The following is an 18,667-nucleotide window of genomic DNA, read 5'->3' as shown; positions in this document are numbered from 1 at the left end:
CTTGATGAAAACATTTCACACTGGAATGATTTTCAGCACGCAAAGATTCCATAACCTGCCCCGACTAATTGGGGTGGTCATTATAAGCCAAATTATAAACATATGAAGTTGTCACTTCACCGGAAATACAGCAAACGAAGGACTTTGGGGCTCATCGCTTATCAGGGCAAGATGCTTGCTAAGACTTTAGAGCTGCCTAAGAACCGCTGTATTCCGGAAGGTTGTTACGAGGTGATTTTCCATTATTCTGAATTGAGGGGCTGGTATTTGCGATTGGTAGACAATGAAGTCCCAATAGCAAGATTCCAACCCCTCACAAATGGAAAAACAATTCCTCAGAATGCGATTTCTCCTGTTATAAATATTACCAGTAGGGCTAAGTTTTCCAGATTGGCATTTCTGAAATTAGTCGAAAACCTACAGGAAGTACTTGTGCAGGGGGATAGGGTTTGGCTTGAGATTGTTGATGATCCAACATTTTTGATGATAAATGATGGAGTTTCAGCATAGTGTGTTCATATTGGTAATAGGAGGAGTCCTATCGATCCTTCTCTCCATAATAGCCTATTTTCTCAAGCTTTTGGTTCAGGACATCCGTGATCTCCGCAAAGATTATGTTGACCTGAGAGAGCTCTGTGTTTGGCTCAAAGTCGAGCAGGGAGATATCCGAAGATTTATTGCGGGCAAGTTCTGATTGCTTGCCTATTAACTTAAATTCTAATTATATGTCTTTATATGCATCAATATTGGAGGTCAAAAACAGGTTCGGGAAACCTACACCTCCTTTCTTTCGAAAACTGGGCAATCTAGGACTGGCATTGGCAGGGATTGGGGCAGCGATTTTATCAGCCCCCGTAGCCCTTCCAGCTGTTGTCACTACCATAGCTGGTTATTTGTTGACTGCTGGTGTGGCAATTACTTCCGTGTCAGAAGTGACAGTCGATACTATCTCGGCAGCAGATTGATTTGGATTTATGATTCACTAAATCCAAGAGGCTGTCTCTGAAGTCTCTTTTTGAATAATTTGAAAGGCTACCTGAATTCACGGGTAGCCTTTTTCTTGTTTAACTCAGAATTGCCACCCCATGGTTTGTGTCCCCATAGACCATATATTACACCTGTGTCCACACAGACCTTACACCCTGTTTCGTTATTGTGAGGTATATCTTCTTTACTTCATCATTCGATGTTTGACATTCGGAGTTCGCGTAAATGAAAAAACCCCGAACAATGTAAAAATTGTTCGGGGTTCAATAAGTAGCAGCGCTAGGAATCCCTGCCTGCCGGCAGGGAACCTAAATCTAGCCCTTAGGATACGCTTGTTCCTGACCTGTTTATTAGGCCACTGAAAAGTAGCCGCGCTAGGAATCGAACCTAGATCTAGCGTTTAGGAAACGCTTGTTCTATCCATTGAACTACGCAGCCATATTATTTAAACTATATACATCTTCAAAACTTTTTGTAGACTTGCTAAGAAGCCTTGCCTGCCGAAAGGTAGGAAACGCTAGATCTACCCGCTGAACCCTGCCTACCGGCAGGCAGGTACGCAGCCATATTATTTTGATGTGATGTGACTTGTCCTTCACTTCGGGGACTTTTCCCCGCATCACTCCTCTTTCGACACCGCAATTTAAACCAATATTCTTCATTTCTACAAATATTTATTACGCTCTTGTGACTTTCAATTAAAAAATCCTATCTTTGCAGTCCAAAAATTACGATGGACGAGATCCATCAATTCACTAAATATCAATATAATATGGCAGTAAAAATCAGATTAGCGCGTAGAGGTAGAAAAAGAATGGCCATCTATGACGTAGTAGTAGCTGATGCTAGAGCTCCACGTGATGGACGCTTTATCGAGAAATTGGGAACCTACAACCCAAACACTGACCCTGCATCTATCAACATCAACAATGAGCGTGCTCTAAAGTGGTTGTTGAATGGAGCCCAGCCAACAGATACTGTTAAGGCGATGCTTTCATACAGAGGTGTATTGTTGCAGAAACACCTTCAAATCGGTGTATTGAAAGGTGCTATTTCACAAGAAGATGCTGACAGCAAATTCGAAGCTTGGAAATCTTCCAAAGAAGAGTCTATCACTGGAAAAGTGGACAAATTGACGCAAGCGAAAGCTGATGCCCGTCAGAAGGCTCTTGATGCTGAAGTTGCGAAAAACCAAGCTAGACTTGACGCAATCAAAGCTAGGGAAGATGAAGCGAAAGCTGCTGCTGCCGCTGAGGCTGCTGCTGCTGAAGCACCTGCTGCCGAAGAGGCACCAGAATCTCCTGAGGCTTCTGCTGAAGGTGAAGAAACTCAAGCTTAATATCCCAATCCTACCATGAACAAAGACAATTGCTTTCAATTGGGCTATATTTCTAAAGTTCATGGACTTCATGGAGAAGTGACAGTAGTGCTGGATGTGGATTTTCCAGAAGAATATGAAGACCTCAAGCATGTCTTTATTGACCAAAAATCCAGACTGGTTCCCTATTTTCTTGAATACTTCGATTTGCAGCCTAACAACAAAATGCTCGCAAAATTCGAAGATCACGATACCATGGACGAAGCAGAGAAACTGGTGGGTTCTGAATTGTACCTCCCACTCACGGCTTTGGCAGAATTGGAAGAGGATCAGTATTATTTCCATGAACTGATAGGATTCGAAGTGGTAGATGAAAAACTCGGTTTGATCGGGGAAATAAAAGTCATCTACGATCTTCAAACCCAAGATTTGATAGGGGTTGACTACAAAGGAAAAGAAGTCTTGATACCCATTCAGGACGGGATAGTCCAAAAAGTCGACAAAGCGGAAAAGAAAGTTTTCTGTTTGCTCCCCGAAGGATTACTTGAAATATACTTAGAGGACTAAAAGATGCGTATAGACATCATCACAGTGGTTCCCGGCTTGCTGGAAGGGCCTTTTGCACATTCGATCCTCAAAAGGGCCGAAGACAAAGGCTTGGCTAAAGTCAGGGTCCACAACTTGAGAGAGTACAGCACAGGCAAGCAAAAACAGGTCGATGACTATGCTTTTGGAGGTGGTGCTGGAATGGTCATGATGATTGAGCCTATTGCGCGCTGTATCGAAGCCCTGAAAAGTGAAAGAGCATATGATGAGGTCATTTACCTGACTCCCGATGGAGAGACATTCGACCAGTCGATGGCCAATGAACTTTCCCTCAAAGGAAATCTGATCATGCTCTGTGGACACTACAAAGGTGTGGATGAAAGGGTAAGGCAAAGATTCATTACCAGAGAAATCAGTATTGGTGATTTTGTCCTTTCAGGAGGGGAATTGGCAGCTGCAGTCTTGACTGACGCCATCATCCGACTGATCCCCGGAGTGCTCAATGATGAAACATCAGCATTGACAGACTCATTTCAGGATGGATTATTAGCCCCACCGGTATATACCAGGCCAGCAGAATACGATGGCATGGAAGTGCCTGAGATATTATTGTCAGGCCATCAAGCAAAAATCGATGATTGGAGGTTTGAGCAATCGGTTCGCCGAACCAAAGAGAGAAGGCCCGACCTGATGGACGGAAAAGATCTCTGAAAGGCGATAACAGCATCAAGCGTTAAAATAAATGAATTCAACAGAAGACTGCACTGCGGTGTAGTTGCTACAAGCACATAAAATACAAAGCTATGAGCGAACTAATTAAATTTGTAGAAGCGGAATACAAAGAGCTAAGAGCTTCTTTCCCTTCTTTCAAGGCAGGTGATACCATCAATGTTCACGTAAAGATCAAAGAAGGTAACAAAGAGCGTGTTCAGCAGTTCCAAGGTACTGTAATACAAAGAAAAAATGTAAATACCAACGGTGAAACTTTCACTGTAAGAAAGATCTCCAACGGAATCGGTGTGGAAAGAATTTTCCCTATCCTTTCTCCATCAATCGACAAGATCGAATTGCTAAGAGAAGGTAGAGTGAGAAGAGCTAGATTGTTCTACTTGAGAGGACGTCAAGGTAAAGCTGCTAAGATCAGAGAAAAGATCAGAGTGAGAAAAGACGCCTAAGGTGTCTTCATTACCAAACAAAAAAAAGGAAACCCGAAACGGTTTCCTTTTTTCGTTTACCCAACCCCGAATGGAGTTAAACTTTGAGTAACCCCGGGTCGCAACCCGGGGAACAATGATAACACAAGAAATCTGAGACAAAAAAGAAGCGAGTGCCATAAAATCAACCCCGAGAGGGTTGAACTTTGAATAACCCCCGGTGAAACCGGGGGATCGGAAATGACGAAATCACCCCCTAACGACCCTGAAGGGGTCGAATATTGATGGGGCCTGAAGGAAAGGAAGAAAATATCAAGTAATATCAGGACGTGACAGCGAGAGGTACAATCAACCCTGAATGGGGTTAAACTTTCAATAACATGTCCGCCGTGGCGAAGCCCCGGGTCGCAACCCAGGGAACAATGATAACACAAGAAATCTGAGACAAAAAGAAGCGAGTGCCATAAAATCAACCCCGAGAGGGTTGAACTTTGAATAACCCCCAGTGAAACAGGGGGATTGGGAATGACGAAATCACCCCCTAACGACCCTGAAGGGGTCGAATATTGATGGGGGCTGGAGGAAAGGAAGAAAATATCAAGTAATATCAGGACGTGACAGCGAGAGGTACAATCAACCCTGAATGGGGTTAAACTTTCAATAACTTGTCCGCCGTGGCGGAGCCCCGGGTCGCAACCCGGGGAACAATGATAACACAAGAAATCTGAGACAAAAAAGAAGCGAGTGCCATAAAATCAACCCCGAGAGGGTTGAACTTTGAATAACCCCGGGTCGCAACCTGGGGAGCAATGATAACACAAGAAATCTGAGACAAAAAGAAGCGAGTGCCATAAAATCAACCCCGAGAGGGTTGAACTTTGAATAACCCCCGGTGAAACCGGGGGAATAATGATGACACAAGAAACAACAACCCCGAAGTGGGTTGAACTTCTTCAATTTATAAAGAAAAAGTGTCAAATAAAATCATGACAAGAAGTGAATGAGCGTGAGAATCTTCGAGGGTTGTCCCACTTTAGCTGGATTGGTCGGTGGGGACACCGACCAAGGTAATCAAATTCAAACCCTCGAAAGGTTTTTTGGATAAAAGCGATTTCCCTCTCTTAACTACATAAAAATAAGGTTTCGCTCCATGATTTGTTTATCTTTGCTAATTGGTATTTGAAGAACTCATTTCGAGAGTAATCACCAAATTTTCATAAAAAGAAAATCACATCAAATGAATAGAGAAGTACGCGTAAGATTTGCACCATCCCCAACAGGAGCTTTACATATCGGAGGAGTGAGAACTGCTCTTTACAATTATCTTTTTGCCAAAAAAATGGGCGGTAAGTTTCTTTTGAGAATTGAAGACACCGACCAGACTAGATTTGTTCCAGGCGCTGAAGATTACATCCAAAAATCTTTGGAGTGGTTGGGCATTTCTCCCGAAGAAAGTCCGTGGAATCCTGGCGATTGTGGCCCGTACAGACAGTCTGAACGCAAGCCGATGTATATGCAATACGCCCTTGACTTGGTGGAAAAAGGCCACGCATATTATGCATTTGACACTTCTGAAGAATTGGATGCCATGCGCGAAAGGTTGACTGCAGCCAGGGTAGTATCCCCACAGTACAATTCCATCACCAGGACCCAGATGAAAAACTCCCTGACTTTGCCGGAAGATGAAGTAAAGGCAAGGTTGGCATCTGGAGAACCCTATGTAATCCGAATCAAAATCCCAAGAAAGGAAGAAGTTAGGCTAAACGATATGATCCGTGGCTGGGTAATGGTCCATTCCAACACCTTGGATGACAAAGTTCTGATGAAATCTGATGGAATGCCTACTTACCATTTGGCGAACATTGTGGATGACCATCTGATGGGAATCACCCATGTGATCCGTGGTGAAGAATGGTTGCCTTCTGCCCCACTCCATGTTTTGTTGTACAAGTATTTTGGCTGGGAAGATACCATGCCACAGTTTGCACATTTGCCACTTTTGCTGAAGCCAGACGGAAATGGAAAGCTGTCCAAAAGAGATGCGGACAAACATGGCTTCCCGATTTTCCCGATGGATTGGACAGACCCGAACACAGGCGACAAAGCTGACGGCTTCAAAGAAGCGGGTTACCTTCCTGATGCCTTCTTGAACTTCTTGGCATTCTTGGGATGGAATCCGGGAGACCATAGAGAGATATTCTCTTTGGATGAGTTGGTAGAGGCATTTACCATAGACAGAATCGGAAAATCAGGCACCAAATTCGATATCAACAAAGCTAAATGGTACAATGAGCAATATCTGAGAAACAAATCTGATGAAGAGCTGGCCAGTTATCTGATTTCGGATGTTGAGAAAGAAGGACTATCTGTAGACCCAAACAAAGCGGCCCAAATAGCTGCCATCATGAAGGAAAGGGCGACGTTCCCTTCCGATCTTTGGAAAGAAGGGAAATTTATGCTGATAGCCCCGACATCATTCGACGAAAATGTGGCTTCCAAAAAATGGAATACCGATGCAGTTACAGTCTTGACAGCTTACAGGGAAAAGTTGGCGGGTTATGGAGAAAGTTTGACACCAGAATCTGCAAAAGCACTTCTGGAAGCTTCAGCTGAAGAGAACGAAATCAAATTTGGCAAGGTCATGCAGGCGGTTCGATTGGCGATCACAGGTGTGGGAGCTGGACCGGATTTGATGGCTGTATTCACCATCATTGGCAAGGAAGAACTTATGAATAGAATATCCTTCGCATTGGAGACGTTAAAGATTCAGGAATAAACACAGGTCTGGAAGCAGCCAATAAAAGGCTGCTTCCAGTTATAACCAATAAGAAAATGGCGAAAAAACCCAAAAAAGAAGAGAATCCAAAAGTCCACAAAGACCTCGAAGGCTTCCAAATGAACATCGATTCCTTTGGTGAGATTTCGAGCAGTTTTCCGATTGATAAGCTCAATGAGTTTTTGAACAACAATGTGGAAGACAAGAAATTGAAGGACAGAGAAGATCTTGATGAAATCAAAAAAGGGAAAAAGAAATAAAGAGGTGAAAATGCAAAATACGTTCACCTTACTTTTGCTCTTGCTTTTGGGCTTGGTCAGTGAAAATCTAAGTGCGCAAACCAGCGTTGGTTTTCGTGGGGGGTATTCCTCCTCCAGCTACAGCTATAGACACCGGCCTGGTGCCACAGTCACCCGTACAGGTGGTATTACGGCACCTACCTACAGCTTAGTCATTGAACAATTCCTGGCAAAAAATGCCGGTGCGCAAATCGAGATTCAATACTTACAACTGGGCTATACGCAAAGAGACACGCTGAACCGAACCAACCAGACCACTTTCGACTATGTAAAAGTGCCATTTATGTCGAATTTCTATTTTGGGAACAAGGGACGGTTTCATATCAAAGTGGGGACACATATAGGGTACATGCTGAGCGCAGCAGATCCTGTTAGGGAATACGAGACCCCGGGAGTACTCCCAACCTATGGAGATGTAGGCGACAACCCCAGGAAACTCCTTTATGGCCTATCAGCAGGTGCTGGATTATCCAAGCTTTTTGGAAAAAGTACCTTGGTAGGTGAAGTGAGGTTTTCCTATGATTTCAACCGACCAGAGACAAGAGGCCGTGTTTTTGACATGACTTCTACCAACTTGGAATTTACCTTGGCTTACCTTTTTCAAATTATCAAACCGAAGTGGCAAAATTAGCCACAAAAGGAACTAAATAGCTTGACAACTGTTAAGTTATCAGAGCTTCTTTAAGTTTTGTTTTTGAAGCCGATATTGATGAATCTTTCGTTCAATCGGGGCTCATTTTCGGGGTTGTAGCCGCCGCTACATTCCCTAAAATAGCCGAAGCATGGGCGAAAGAGGCGCAGTTGCAGGCCAAAGGATAAAGTCTAAACAAGCTCATATACACAAAATCAATCAATGCCTTATGTTACAAGCACAGAAAAGACCTACTACAATTTATATGGAAGCCAATCCCAACCCGAATTCACTCAAGTTTGTGGTGAATTTTATGTTGGCTGATGATGGGGTCAGTTTTGATTACCCAAATCAGGAAAGCACAGAGAATTCCCCGCTTGCGCATGAATTGTTTAATTTTGCCAACGTTGACAGGGTATTCATTGCGTCCAATTTTGTGACCGTTACCAAAAAAGAGGACGTTGAATGGATAGAGCTGCAGGACATTGTCCGTAACCATATCAAAACTTATCTGGAGTCTGGCAAGCCAGCTGTAAATGCCGTATTTGATAAAGATCCTCTTTTCGATGAAAATGACTCGGAGACAGTGAAGAAAATCAAGGGGATATTGGATGAATATATCCGACCAGCAGTCGAGCAGGATGGTGGTGCGATTGTTTTCCATAGCTTTCATGAGGGTGTTGTCAAGGTTTTACTCCAAGGTAGCTGTTCAGGCTGTCCTTCAAGCACGGTAACATTGAAAGCAGGAATCGAAAATCTATTGACTCGTATGCTTCCGGAAGTCAAGGAAGTTGTAGCCGAAGGGGTTTAATTAGATGTTTCGGGGAAATTGGACTTGGTCTCTACTTGGCCTGATCAGTATATTGGTCAGGCATTTTGCGCTTAAATCCCCCGAAAAAACCGAAGAGCTCTATTCCAGAAAGTTTTTCCCGGGAGTGAGAAACCTGATTGACATGACACTCTCCAAACTTCCATTTGCGACAGTGTATATTTTTATTGTCTCTGTTTTCATATTTATTGGTCTGTTTGTATATCATTTCATCAAAAAAAATGGCTGGAAGAACAGGGTTGGCTACACCATCAGATCCATTTCCAACTACCTGGGCGCCTTGGTGTTCTTTTTCCTGGTATTGTGGGGCTTCAATTACCAGAGAATCCCGGTTTTTGAACAAATAGGAATGAACCCTAAGCCATTGGATGAAGAGCAGCTGATCAAAGAAATAGAATTGACCAGAAATATCCTTAACCAACTGAGGCCTGACATACAAAGCGATACCTTGGCGATAGAGTCCATCATGGAGTATGACGAGCTGGAGAAGTTGGTGCGGGCAAATATGCGTGAGCACTTGTATCTGCTGGGAATGAACTTCACAGGAGAACCTAGGACGAAGCAATTTTACCCTGCCGGATTCATGAGGAAAATGGGGATCTTGGGGATTTACTTTCCATACACCGGAGAAAGTTACATAGACCCAACCCTGCACCCTTTGGAAAAACCATTTACCATAGCACACGAAATGGCCCACAGCTATGGTGTGACTGATGAAGGCGAAGCCAATTTTATCGCATGGGTCATAGGCTCAAACAGTGACGATGTATTGCTTCAATACTCAGCCCAATTGAAACTGCTTCGTTACCAGATGAATGATCTTTACAGAATGTCCAAGCAATTGTATACTCATTTTTACAAAACGATTCCTGTTGGTATAAAAAATGACTTGATTTCCATCAGCAAGAATTCCGAAACCAACAAACCATTGAACTTGGAGCTCAGCCGAAAATCCAACGACCTGTTTCTCAAAACACAAGGGGTAAAAGCAGGTGTTATGAGCTATCAACAATTACCTATGCTAGCATATGCTTGGCGTGAACGAATCAAAACGATGAATTAACCTTTCATCAATTTTTAGCGTATTACTGATACCATCCACTTAGCAAAAATTGTTAATTGTGAAATTAAAATGTTAATTTTACCGAAATTTAGTATTATGAATCGAATATTTTGCATTTTGATTGCCGCATTACTTTTCCCATCATTAGTAAATGCCCAGGTCAATTTGTACATTAAAAAGGATAAAAATGGTGAAAAAATCCTGGTTTCAGAAAACTCCGATATTTTTCCATATTCCATAATCATTAACCTACAAGAGTTTGAAAACCTAGAAATAAGGGAAGTAAGTGGGAGGTATTTTATTGCCCAGCCGGGTAAAAACGTTTTGGCAAAAATGAAAATAAAAGACCCGGCCAAACCTTTGAAATTGGAATACACCAGTCAAGTTGTCCGTGGAAAATACAATCCGAATTTCAATGACAACATGCCATTTTTACTCCCTGTTCCAGAAGGTATCGAGGTAACGGTATCGAAGCCAATCAAAGAAGAAGAAATCGACTTGGGTGACTTGGATAAAAAGAGTGCCGGAGTGATGATTCACTTCAAAGAGCCGACCTTCATCTGTGCACCCAGAAAGGGCATTGTGACCCAGATCAATGATAACAAAAATGCAAATTGGGATCAAGACAGCTTTGAGGAGGAAAATAATTTTATAGAATTCTATCATGAGGATGGCACATTCTCAAGATTGTATGTTTTCAGATCAAAAACATCCAGGGTCAAAGTAGGCGATGTAGTATACCCCGGAATGGAATTGGCAGAATCGGCGGTTTTAGACCAACAAGTAGACCCCTATGTGAGATTTGTAAGATTGATTACAGTGAAGGATGGCTACAACCTGAAACAAAAGCATATGGAAGTTGCCTTTGTCAGCAGTTCTAAATCGAGCCTGAAACCCGAAAATGGTTTCAAAATGATTTCTGTACATCCAAAAAAATGGATAACATCAGAAATGTCTAACAAAGAAATCAAGAAATACATGCCCTATTTATAATGCCTGTCATGCCCTGAACTTGCCTCCTACCAAACGGGTAGGTGGGGTCTGCTTATAAACACATAACCAATTGGTAAGGTATGGGTTGAAATATAGAATATGGCTCTCCACTTTCTTGCACGTAGGCAAACAATAATATTGTTGGATGAATGACATGAGGTTCTGTGGACTGTTGACGAGTATCCGAATCCGATAAAGCCTCCTCTAACCGAACGAGCAACATAGCGGATACTCAAATTATTTTTTGTTTCCGATCCAAACACCAAAGATTACGGCCATTATCCCAAAATAATGCCCCAACAATAAGACTTCCCCATCAAAAAGTCCCCACATAATCGCTACGATGGGGATCAGGTATGTCACGGAACTCGCAAAGACAGGGGTTGCTACTTTTACCATGATATTGAACAGGATCAATGCCAAAGCAGTCCCCAACACCCCAAGGAGCGTCAAATATCCGGCAGCCTCCACAGCCCCTTCCACTTGTGTCAATTTGAAAGAAAAGTCAGTAAAGGCAAATAAGTAGATCAATGCCGCAGGCAAGACCATCAATAAAGAAATGGCCGTTATTGCTACCGGCTTGAGCTCTACAAACCTATATTTGATAATGTTGAGGTTTACACCATAGCAGGCACATGCCAGCAACACAAAAAATGCATAGGAATTTATATCAGTAAATGTCCCAAATACAGACCCCTCCTTGACAATCAATAGCAAGATTACCCCAACCAATGCGATCAACAACCCTATTGCATTCCTTTTGGTAATTCTGGACCTGAAAAAGAGCGCACCAATGATCACAACAAACAAGGGTGTCATGGCATTGAATACCCCGGTCAGGGAACTGCTGAGCTGCGTCTGTGCTTTTGCAAATAGAAATGCAGGGATAAAACTCCCCACAAGTCCAACTATAATCAGGTTTTTGACCTGCCTTTTGTTGAGGTTTTTTAGCCTGGGGATAGATAAGGGGAGTAAAACCAAACCAGCAGCCACGATCCTAAAAGCCCCAACTTCCCCTGGAGAAAAGACTTCGAGGCCTCTCTTTATCAAAATAAAAGAGCTTCCCCATATCAGCGCAAGGATTATCAAAAATCCCCATGCTTTCAATGCCCCTTCTGCCTGGATATCCCTAGGCGAGTTTTGGTTCCCTGACAAAATGGATCATATTAAAATTGATAATCAGCATAAACCTCAGCTACTTGATCAAGGATCGTAGAAACTTGCTCATAGGTATCCGCAGTGACCATTTCAGTTCTAAATGGCTTGAAATTAGGCATTCCCCTAAAGTAGTTTGTGTAATGGCGTCTCATTTCCAATATCCCCTGTTTTTCGCCTTTCCATTGTACAGAAAAATCAAGGTGTTTTTTCGTCACATTGATTCTATCTTCCAGGCCTGGAGCCTTGAGCTCCTCTCCAGTAGCCAAGAAATGCTTGATCTCATTGAAAATCCACGGGTAACCAATAGCTGCCCTACCGATCATCATTCCATCTACATTGTATTTATCCTTATACTCTTTTGCTTTTTGGGGAGAATCTATATCTCCATTGCCGAATACCGGGATATGCAATCGTGGATTTTCTTTTACCAAATTCAGATAGGACCAGTCTGCCTCCCCTTTGTACATTTGCTGTCTCGTACGGGCATGGATGCTGATCGCCTGGATTCCTACATCCTGAAGCCGCTCGGCTACTTCCACGATTCTGATGGTGTCCTGAGACCAACCAAGTCTCGTCTTGACAGTAACAGGGATATTCACCGCCTTCACGATCTCGGCAGTCATGGAGACCATTTTATCTATATCCAAAAGAATCCCGGCACCGGCACCTTTACAGGCAACCTTATTGACAGGGCAACCATAATTGATATCCAGGATATCTGGCCCTGCTTCCGCCGCTATAGCCGCAGCTTCCCGCATGGATTCAATTTCATTTCCGAAAATCTGGATCCCTATCGGTCTTTCATAATCATAAATATCCAGCTTTTGGACACTCTTGACAGCATCCCTAATAAGGCCTTCTGAACTGATGAATTCCGTATACATCAAATCCGCCCCATTTTCCTTGCACACTGCCCTGAATGGGGGATCACTCACATCCTCCATGGGAGCCAAGAGCAGGGGAAAATCACCTAATTCTAAGTTTCCTATCTTTACCACTTCTCAAATCTATTTAATCTTGTAAATTTACCGTAATTATGGAGATTTATAAAACCCAAGCCCCAATTGCTCGCAAAAGTAACTGGTTTTTGTCATTAGTTGTTATCGTCTTGGTTACTTTCGGGGTGATGGCGATCTTGCAAGGCATTTCACTCTTTTTGGTAAATCCGATTTTCGGAATACCTATGGATGAGTTGATTGCCATTCTATCCGGAAGCAGCACCAACCCAAACGCAAGGATTGCAATACTATTTGTTCAGGGAATCGGTGCAGGACTATCCTTTTTCATCGCAGCACTTTTGGTTGCCAAATTGATAGACAAAGCTGACTTAGGTTGGAAACAACAATTAGCCAAATTTAAGTTCAATGGATTTTTATTGATGATAATCCTCTTGGCAGGGGGGATGATGTTCAATGCGCTATTGATAGACTGGAACAGCAATATAGTCTTACCGGAATTTTTAAGCTCTTTTGAAAATTGGGCAAAAGAAAAGGAAGACCAAGCCATGGCTATTACCAAATACATCACGGACTTTGATAATCATTCGCAATTCTTGGTGGGAATATTGGTTGTGGGGGTATTGGCAGGACTGGGAGAGGAATTTTTGTTCAGGGGAGTACTACAGCCCAAATTTCAGCAATACACGGGCAATGCACACGTTGGGATTTGGTTGGCGGCATTCGTATTCTCTGCCATCCATTTTCAGTTTTACGGATTCTTCCCAAGAATGCTCCTGGGGGCAATATTTGGGTATTTATATTTATATTCAGGAAGTTTAATTTATCCGATATTGGCTCATATATTAAACAATACCACTACATTGGTTCTTGTTTACATGGGTAAATTAGGCAAACTGGATTTTGATATTGAGGAAACGGATTCCGTTTCCATTCCTATAGCAATAGTTGGATTGTTGATATTATTGATTGGATTGAATGTTTTCAAAGAAATGAATAAACCTAAAATGATAGATGGAAAATTGGATTAAGATATTCGAAGATGAATCTCCCGTAAGGGTCGAAATAGTGAAGGGAGTCCTGGAATCCCATGGAATAGGCGCAGTGATCCTAAACAAAAAGGAATCTGCCTACAAAATCCACGGATATTACGAAGTCATGGTTCCCAATGAGGATTCTTCCAACGCAACAAAAATCATCGAGAATGAGATCGCCTTTTAAGTTAAGATCAAGATTCAACATCAACAATTACAGTAATTTGGGACAAAGGGTAATAACTGCCTTGATTGGAGCATCTGTGATCGTAGCAGGTTCTATCTACAGTGAATGGTTGTATTTTCTAATATTTGGCATCATTTTGATTTTCTCCCAAATGGAGTTTTACAAGCTTTCGGGGCTGGATGGAATGTTGCCATTAAAGAGCTTCGGCACTTTTCTTGGTTTTGCCATATTTGCTTTGACATTTTTGATAGAGTTACAGCATCTTCAAGACAAATATTACTTTCTGATTTTCCCATTGGCATCATTGGTGTTTTTCATCAAGCTTTACAGGAAATCAGATAAAAAACCCTTTACCGGAGTAGCATTCACCTTCTTGGGAATATTCTATGTAGCTGTTCCTTTTTCCATGTTGAATTTGGCAGCTTTCTCGATTGATGGGACATTTCATTATGAGATCATCATTGGTTCTTTGTTTATATTATGGGCATCTGATACAGGTGCCTATTTTGCTGGGACAAAATTTGGGAAGACAAAACTATTCGAGCGGGTATCTCCCAAAAAGTCGTGGGAAGGATTTCTCGGCGGTGCATTCCTAGCCTTTACCACTACTTATTTTCTGAGCAAATATTTTAATGCCATACCAGAATGGCAGTGGTTTTGCATTACTGGAATCATCATTATTGCGGGTACTTATGGGGATCTGATAGAATCCCTTTTCAAGCGCAGTATTGAGATCAAAGACTCCGGAAAAATCCTTCCGGGACATGGTGGCTTTATGGATCGTTTTGACGGATTGTTATTATCAGCCCCATTTATAGCTGCGTTTTTGAAAATCTTTTAAAAATGCCTATCTCTTATTAAAAATACTCCTTAATATTGTATCATAATTCAAAGCTCAAATAAAGATACCCAAATATGGCTTACATTGAACCGGCACCGATAAAGGATTCAGAAAATCCTTTGGAGTCAATGATGGAAAGGTTTAACCTTGCAGCTGAAAAACTAGGACTTTCAGATGAAGTTTACAACGTCTTAAAAAACCCCGCAAAACAAGTTATTGTATCCTTGCCAATCACAATGGATAATGGAAAAATCCAGGTATTTGAAGGTATTCGTGTAATACATTCCAATATCCTTGGCCCGGCAAAAGGAGGAATCCGATTTGCCCCGGATGTGCACTTGGATGAGGTAAAAGCACTCGCTGCCTGGATGACTTGGAAATGTGCCGTGGTAGACATCCCATACGGTGGTGGCAAAGGCGGTGTAAAGTGCAATCCGAGGGAAATGTCCAAAGGAGAAATCGAAAGATTGATGCGTGCATACACGCTTGCAATGATCGATGTATTTGGACCAGACAAAGATATCCCAGCTCCTGATATGGGTACCGGCCCCAGGGAAATGGCCTGGTTGATGGATGAATACTCCAAAGCACATGGCATGACTGTAAATGCGGTGGTAACAGGAAAGCCACTGGTATTAGGTGGATCATTGGGAAGAACCGAAGCTACAGGTAGGGGTGTGATGGTCTCTGCACTGGCAGCTATGCAAAAGCTGAAAATCAACCCTTTTCAAGCCACCTGTGCTGTACAGGGATTTGGGAACGTAGGTTCCTGGGCATCCCTTTTATTGGAAGAGAGAGGATTGAAAATCGTTGCCATATCTGATATTTCCGGGGCGTATTACAATACCGAGGGAATCAATATCCAAGATGCCATCACATACAGGGATGGCAACAATGGCACTCTGGAAGGTTTCAAAGGCGCTGAGAAATTGACAGATGCGATGGAGATTTTGGAATTGGATGTGGATGTATTGGTACCGGCAGCCGTGGAAGATGTCATCACCATCCACAATGTGGATCGTATCAAAGCCAAACTGATCGTGGAAGGAGCCAATGGCCCTACTTCTGCGAAAGCCGATGCCATCATCAATGAAAAAGGCATCATGGCTGTCCCTGATATCCTTGCAAATGCAGGTGGGGTAACAGTCTCCTATTTCGAATGGGTACAGAATAGATTGGGCTATAAGTGGACTGCCGAAAGGGTAAACAGAAGATCCGACAGGATTATGAAAGATGCCTTTGACCATGTCTATGAAGCATCTATCAAGTATGATGTTCCCATGAGGATAGCCGCATATATTGTTGCCATTGATAAAGTTGCCAAGACTTACACTTATAGGGGTGGCTTCTAATCGCACCTAAAGAAAGTTTACTATATTTGAGGTGTGGAAGATTGGTCTTTCACACCTTTTTACATTTAGAAAATATTGATTTATGTCTATACATCGTGAAGGGAGATCCCTACTCTTTTGGTTGCTGCTGATATTATCAGCCCTGAATTATGCATTATATTATTATTTGCCTGATCAAGAGGTTTTGCTGAATTTGGTTTTGCTGGGAAGTGTGGTGTTTTACCTGATCATATTGCAGTTTTTTAGAAGCCCATTTGTCCCTATCAGACAGGAAGAGGGAATGGTCTTTGCTCCTGCAGATGGAAAAGTTGTGGTGATCGAGGAAACTTTTGAAGACGAATACCTACAAGAGAAAAGAAAGCAGGTGTCCATCTTTATGTCGCCCATCAATGTGCATGTCAATAGATCCCCGATCGCAGGGATAGTAGAATATTTCAAATACCATCCGGGAAAATATTTGGTCGCTTGGCACCCCAAATCCAGCTTTGAGAATGAAAGGACCACCATGGTCATCAAGTCGCCCAATGGCACAAAGTTGCTTGTCAGGCAAATCGCAGGGGCATTGGCAAGGAGAATCAAATGGTATGTCTCTGAAGGTACTCCATTGCAGCAATGTGGTGAATTTGGTTTTATCAAGTTCGGATCAAGGGTAGATGTGTTTTTGCCACTAGATGCAGAGATCTTGGTAAATATCGACCAAAAAACCAAAGGAGGTAGGACGCCTATTGCAAGGTTGAGATAAAGATTGGCTGTTGGAAGATGGTTTAGAGTTTCCCCCTTACCTGATTGTGTTTTTTTGAATTATGTATCCATGTTGTACAATTAAGAAGATAAACCTGTCAGGTCAAAACCTTGTATGCAGTTTTTCCTTGTATAAAACATAGATTTAATTAGACTTGCTAAAAAAACAATATGTTTATTATCAGATACTTACAAACAATACAGAGAGTTCAAATTTAGTTTTTTGTATTTATTTCAGAATATTTATTTGTATTTGACCCTAAAACTCCTTAATTTAAAATGAATTTATTCTTAGTTTCTATTTAAAACATATTGTTATGAAACATTTTAAAACATTTCTATTATTGACTGCCTTTTGCTTTTCCATTTCTATTGCAACTTCCTCAGGACAGGGAGATGAAGGTGATTCTGTAGAGGGCTTCAAAATGGAATCCGAAACTTGTTCTGATGGGAGTGAGTGGAAGGTTTGTAGACCTGACCCCAATGAATCATGTTCTGTGTCAGATCAAACTGTTTGCTAAAAGCTGTATTCTTAAAAAGGAAGGTTCACCCCTTCCTTTTTAAATTAATAATAATCCCCAAATATGAATAGGCTTCTTTTTTTGCTCTTCGTTTCAGTTTTAGCTTTTCATGGCTGTAGTGAAAAGTTACCGGATTTTGAAACTCAAAAAATACAAATAGACCTTTCGGAATCAGAGGTTAGGCCCATCTCCGACATTGCACACAACATCAACTACATCCTTTTGGACCCTCCTGAGGAAACACCTTTAGTTCGACCATATAAAATCGTTTTCCATGATGATAGGATTTACGTTGAAGATCGTGCACTTAGCAATCTATTGATCTTTGATAGATCTGGGCAATTGGTCAATTCGATAATTTCTACCGGAAAAGGTTCTTCTGAGTTTGAGTTACTTGAAGATTTTTGCATCAATAACAACAAACTATTTATTAAGGATAGAATACTTGGGAAAATTTTAACATATGATTTGGACGGGAATTTCATTGAGGAAATAAGGCAATATGTTGATGGCCCTAAGTTTTTCAGAGGAGAAATCTTCATATTAGAGTACATGAACAATAAAACTAGTTGGGAAAATTACAACTTTATACGCACAGAAAACTCAGATATACAAGGTTTTGTTGATATTAGGAAAGGTTTTGAAGATCTGAGACATGGAGACAGAATTGGTTTTATTAAGAATAAAATTAATAATCAAATCTTATTTAATATTCCATTTTCATATAATATAGCTATTTTTGATAGTTTGGGTATTTACAATAAGCTAATTGAATTTGACGTGGGGAAAAACAGATTAGACGATGCACAAAGGGTTGAATTTTTCAAGAATCATCAGAAAAGACTCTCCTATGTAGAAGATAACTCAATAACGGAAAATATAGGGTTATTTACACCTATTAAAAACTCTTTTCTAGCGACTTTCCGGCAAGGGAACAAAGACGACCATTTATTACTACTAAATGACTCTCTATCAGTGATTTATCAAGCTAAAAATTTCATCAATGATATAGATGACTTATCGCTAAACTATTATCCATGGACTTGTTCCGAAGTTGGTTTTGTTTGTTTATTCCCATCCAACCGGATCTATAACAGTTATATAGAAACGTTTCAAGGGAAAAATGTATCAGCTGACCCCAATAATATTCATGGCTTTTTTCAAGAAAACAAAGAAAAACTAAAAAGCGATTATCATGTATTGGTAGAGATTGAATTGAAGTAGGGAAAAATCTTATGAAAATGATTGTTCTGGGAGAGCAGGGAAATTGCTTTTAACAAC

The 18,667-nt window shown here is 41.5% G+C and carries 22 protein-coding genes and 1 tRNA gene; 20 read left to right on the top strand and 3 right to left on the bottom strand.

Annotated elements, in window-relative coordinates:
- Positions 1-102: 102 nt before the first annotated feature.
- The 3 genes from ACFSKL_RS10175 to ACFSKL_RS10165 are packed head-to-tail and all read left to right on the top strand — an operon-like array spanning position 103 to position 965.
- A complete protein-coding gene (locus ACFSKL_RS10175) occupies positions 103-510 on the top strand; it encodes a DUF5675 family protein (RefSeq protein WP_376885930.1) in 408 nt (135 codons plus the stop codon).
- Positions 491-694, top strand: a complete 204-nt coding sequence (locus ACFSKL_RS10170) for a hypothetical protein (RefSeq protein WP_376885926.1) — start codon at positions 491-493, stop codon at positions 692-694. Before ACFSKL_RS10175 ends, ACFSKL_RS10170 begins: the two co-directional genes overlap by 20 nt.
- 31 nt (positions 695-725) lie before the next feature.
- Positions 726-965, top strand: coding sequence for a hypothetical protein (locus tag ACFSKL_RS10165; RefSeq protein WP_376885924.1), 240 nt, complete (start codon positions 726-728; stop codon positions 963-965).
- A 388-nt stretch (positions 966-1,353) separates the two neighbouring features.
- Here the strand turns inward: ACFSKL_RS10165 and ACFSKL_RS10160 are convergent.
- Positions 1,354-1,425, bottom strand: a tRNA-Arg gene (locus ACFSKL_RS10160).
- A 334-nt stretch (positions 1,426-1,759) separates the two neighbouring features.
- Between ACFSKL_RS10160 and ACFSKL_RS10155 the strand changes: the two genes are divergently transcribed.
- From ACFSKL_RS10155 to ACFSKL_RS10110, 10 genes are all read left to right on the top strand, one after another.
- Positions 1,760-2,326 carry a 30S ribosomal protein S16 gene (locus tag ACFSKL_RS10155; protein ID WP_376885922.1) on the top strand — a complete coding sequence of 189 codons (567 nt, stop codon included), beginning with the start codon at positions 1,760-1,762 and terminating at the stop codon, positions 2,324-2,326.
- Between the two features lie 15 nt (positions 2,327-2,341).
- Entirely contained in the window at positions 2,342-2,872 is a 531-nt protein-coding gene (gene rimM, locus ACFSKL_RS10150) for a ribosome maturation factor RimM (RefSeq protein ID WP_376885920.1), read from the top strand.
- A gap of 3 nt (positions 2,873-2,875) precedes the next feature.
- Complete coding sequence (trmD, locus tag ACFSKL_RS10145; protein ID WP_376885918.1) at positions 2,876-3,562, top strand: tRNA (guanosine(37)-N1)-methyltransferase TrmD; 687 nt, start codon at positions 2,876-2,878, stop codon at positions 3,560-3,562.
- A gap of 92 nt (positions 3,563-3,654) precedes the next feature.
- On the top strand, positions 3,655-4,026 hold the full coding sequence (gene rplS, locus ACFSKL_RS10140) for a 50S ribosomal protein L19 (RefSeq protein WP_241273863.1): 372 nt from the start codon (positions 3,655-3,657) through the stop codon (positions 4,024-4,026).
- A gap of 1,216 nt (positions 4,027-5,242) precedes the next feature.
- Positions 5,243-6,781: a glutamate--tRNA ligase gene (gene gltX, locus ACFSKL_RS10135; RefSeq protein WP_376885915.1), complete on the top strand. Its 1,539-nt coding sequence runs from the start codon at positions 5,243-5,245 to the stop codon at positions 6,779-6,781.
- A gap of 56 nt (positions 6,782-6,837) precedes the next feature.
- Positions 6,838-7,041 carry a hypothetical protein gene (locus ACFSKL_RS10130; protein WP_376885912.1) on the top strand — a complete coding sequence of 68 codons (204 nt, stop codon included), beginning with the start codon at positions 6,838-6,840 and terminating at the stop codon, positions 7,039-7,041.
- Between the two features lie 10 nt (positions 7,042-7,051).
- A complete protein-coding gene (locus tag ACFSKL_RS10125) occupies positions 7,052-7,711 on the top strand; it encodes an outer membrane beta-barrel protein (protein WP_417281968.1) in 660 nt (219 codons plus the stop codon).
- A gap of 229 nt (positions 7,712-7,940) precedes the next feature.
- A complete protein-coding gene (locus tag ACFSKL_RS10120; protein ID WP_376885908.1) occupies positions 7,941-8,522 on the top strand; it encodes a NifU family protein in 582 nt (193 codons plus the stop codon).
- 4 nt (positions 8,523-8,526) lie between these two features.
- The gene (locus ACFSKL_RS10115; RefSeq protein ID WP_376885906.1) at positions 8,527-9,603 is read left to right on the top strand and encodes a DUF3810 domain-containing protein; all 1,077 of its coding nucleotides are present in this window, start codon (positions 8,527-8,529) and stop codon (positions 9,601-9,603) included.
- Between the two features lie 96 nt (positions 9,604-9,699).
- Complete coding sequence (locus tag ACFSKL_RS10110; protein WP_376885904.1) at positions 9,700-10,596, top strand: hypothetical protein; 897 nt, start codon at positions 9,700-9,702, stop codon at positions 10,594-10,596.
- Positions 10,597-10,833: 237 nt separating this feature from the next.
- Here the strand turns inward: ACFSKL_RS10110 and ACFSKL_RS10105 are convergent, their stop codons facing one another.
- A complete protein-coding gene (locus ACFSKL_RS10105; RefSeq protein ID WP_376885902.1) occupies positions 10,834-11,751 on the bottom strand; it encodes a DMT family transporter in 918 nt (305 codons plus the stop codon).
- An 11-nt stretch (positions 11,752-11,762) separates the two neighbouring features.
- Positions 11,763-12,752 carry a tRNA dihydrouridine synthase DusB gene (gene dusB / locus ACFSKL_RS10100; protein ID WP_376885900.1) on the bottom strand — a complete coding sequence of 330 codons (990 nt, stop codon included), beginning with the start codon at positions 12,750-12,752 and terminating at the stop codon, positions 11,763-11,765.
- Between the two features lie 89 nt (positions 12,753-12,841).
- Between dusB and ACFSKL_RS10095 the strand changes: the two genes are divergently transcribed.
- The 7 genes from ACFSKL_RS10095 to ACFSKL_RS10065 all read left to right on the top strand — a co-directional run bounded on the left by ACFSKL_RS10095 (position 12,842) and on the right by ACFSKL_RS10065 (position 18,610).
- On the top strand, positions 12,842-13,741 hold the full coding sequence (locus ACFSKL_RS10095; RefSeq protein ID WP_376885898.1) for a CPBP family intramembrane glutamic endopeptidase: 900 nt from the start codon (positions 12,842-12,844) through the stop codon (positions 13,739-13,741).
- The gene (locus ACFSKL_RS10090) at positions 13,725-13,931 is read left to right on the top strand and encodes a putative signal transducing protein (RefSeq protein ID WP_376885896.1); all 207 of its coding nucleotides are present in this window, start codon (positions 13,725-13,727) and stop codon (positions 13,929-13,931) included. Before ACFSKL_RS10095 ends, ACFSKL_RS10090 begins: the two co-directional genes overlap by 17 nt.
- Positions 13,915-14,772, top strand: a complete 858-nt coding sequence (locus ACFSKL_RS10085; RefSeq protein WP_376885894.1) for a phosphatidate cytidylyltransferase — start codon at positions 13,915-13,917, stop codon at positions 14,770-14,772. Before ACFSKL_RS10090 ends, ACFSKL_RS10085 begins: the two co-directional genes overlap by 17 nt.
- Before the next feature lie 74 nt (positions 14,773-14,846).
- Positions 14,847-16,124 carry a Glu/Leu/Phe/Val family dehydrogenase gene (locus ACFSKL_RS10080; RefSeq protein WP_376885892.1) on the top strand — a complete coding sequence of 426 codons (1,278 nt, stop codon included), beginning with the start codon at positions 14,847-14,849 and terminating at the stop codon, positions 16,122-16,124.
- Positions 16,125-16,206: 82 nt separating this feature from the next.
- Positions 16,207-16,866, top strand: coding sequence for a phosphatidylserine decarboxylase family protein (locus ACFSKL_RS10075; RefSeq protein WP_376885890.1), 660 nt, complete (start codon positions 16,207-16,209; stop codon positions 16,864-16,866).
- A 316-nt stretch (positions 16,867-17,182) separates the two neighbouring features.
- Positions 17,183-17,386 (top strand): hypothetical protein, encoded by a 204-nt coding sequence (locus ACFSKL_RS10070; RefSeq protein WP_376885888.1) that lies wholly within the window; start codon positions 17,183-17,185, stop codon positions 17,384-17,386.
- A 63-nt stretch (positions 17,387-17,449) separates the two neighbouring features.
- Positions 17,450-18,610, top strand: a complete 1,161-nt coding sequence (locus tag ACFSKL_RS10065) for a 6-bladed beta-propeller (RefSeq protein WP_376885887.1) — start codon at positions 17,450-17,452, stop codon at positions 18,608-18,610.
- Positions 18,611-18,667 lie beyond the last annotated feature (57 nt).

Source organism: Belliella marina (assembly GCF_042682445.1).
Classification (GTDB): Bacteria; Bacteroidota; Bacteroidia; order Cytophagales; family Cyclobacteriaceae; genus Belliella; species Belliella marina.
The sequence above is the reverse complement of the archived record's forward strand: the minus strand, read 5'-3'. Positions and strand labels throughout refer to the sequence as shown.

Coding starts and splice junctions, on each gene's coding strand:
- ACFSKL_RS10125 (WP_417281968.1), top strand. CDS start 7,052: ATGCAAAATACGTTCACCTTACTTTTGCTCTTGCTTTTGGGCTTGGTC.
- ACFSKL_RS10115 (WP_376885906.1), top strand. CDS start 8,527: ATGTTTCGGGGAAATTGGACTTGGTCTCTACTTGGCCTGATCAGTATA.
- ACFSKL_RS10090 (WP_376885896.1), top strand. CDS start 13,725: ATGGAAAATTGGATTAAGATATTCGAAGATGAATCTCCCGTAAGGGTC.
- trmD (WP_376885918.1), top strand. CDS start 2,876: ATGCGTATAGACATCATCACAGTGGTTCCCGGCTTGCTGGAAGGGCCT.
- gltX (WP_376885915.1), top strand. CDS start 5,243: ATGAATAGAGAAGTACGCGTAAGATTTGCACCATCCCCAACAGGAGCT.
- rimM (WP_376885920.1), top strand. CDS start 2,342: ATGAACAAAGACAATTGCTTTCAATTGGGCTATATTTCTAAAGTTCAT.
- ACFSKL_RS10085 (WP_376885894.1), top strand. CDS start 13,915: ATGAGATCGCCTTTTAAGTTAAGATCAAGATTCAACATCAACAATTAC.
- ACFSKL_RS10155 (WP_376885922.1), top strand. CDS start 1,760: ATGGCAGTAAAAATCAGATTAGCGCGTAGAGGTAGAAAAAGAATGGCC.
- ACFSKL_RS10170 (WP_376885926.1), top strand. CDS start 491: ATGATGGAGTTTCAGCATAGTGTGTTCATATTGGTAATAGGAGGAGTC.
- ACFSKL_RS10165 (WP_376885924.1), top strand. CDS start 726: ATGTCTTTATATGCATCAATATTGGAGGTCAAAAACAGGTTCGGGAAA.
- ACFSKL_RS10130 (WP_376885912.1), top strand. CDS start 6,838: ATGGCGAAAAAACCCAAAAAAGAAGAGAATCCAAAAGTCCACAAAGAC.
- ACFSKL_RS10110 (WP_376885904.1), top strand. CDS start 9,700: ATGAATCGAATATTTTGCATTTTGATTGCCGCATTACTTTTCCCATCA.
- rplS (WP_241273863.1), top strand. CDS start 3,655: ATGAGCGAACTAATTAAATTTGTAGAAGCGGAATACAAAGAGCTAAGA.
- ACFSKL_RS10175 (WP_376885930.1), top strand. CDS start 103: ATGAAGTTGTCACTTCACCGGAAATACAGCAAACGAAGGACTTTGGGG.
- ACFSKL_RS10120 (WP_376885908.1), top strand. CDS start 7,941: ATGTTACAAGCACAGAAAAGACCTACTACAATTTATATGGAAGCCAAT.
- ACFSKL_RS10065 (WP_376885887.1), top strand. CDS start 17,450: ATGAATAGGCTTCTTTTTTTGCTCTTCGTTTCAGTTTTAGCTTTTCAT.
- ACFSKL_RS10080 (WP_376885892.1), top strand. CDS start 14,847: ATGGCTTACATTGAACCGGCACCGATAAAGGATTCAGAAAATCCTTTG.
- ACFSKL_RS10075 (WP_376885890.1), top strand. CDS start 16,207: ATGTCTATACATCGTGAAGGGAGATCCCTACTCTTTTGGTTGCTGCTG.
- ACFSKL_RS10070 (WP_376885888.1), top strand. CDS start 17,183: ATGAAACATTTTAAAACATTTCTATTATTGACTGCCTTTTGCTTTTCC.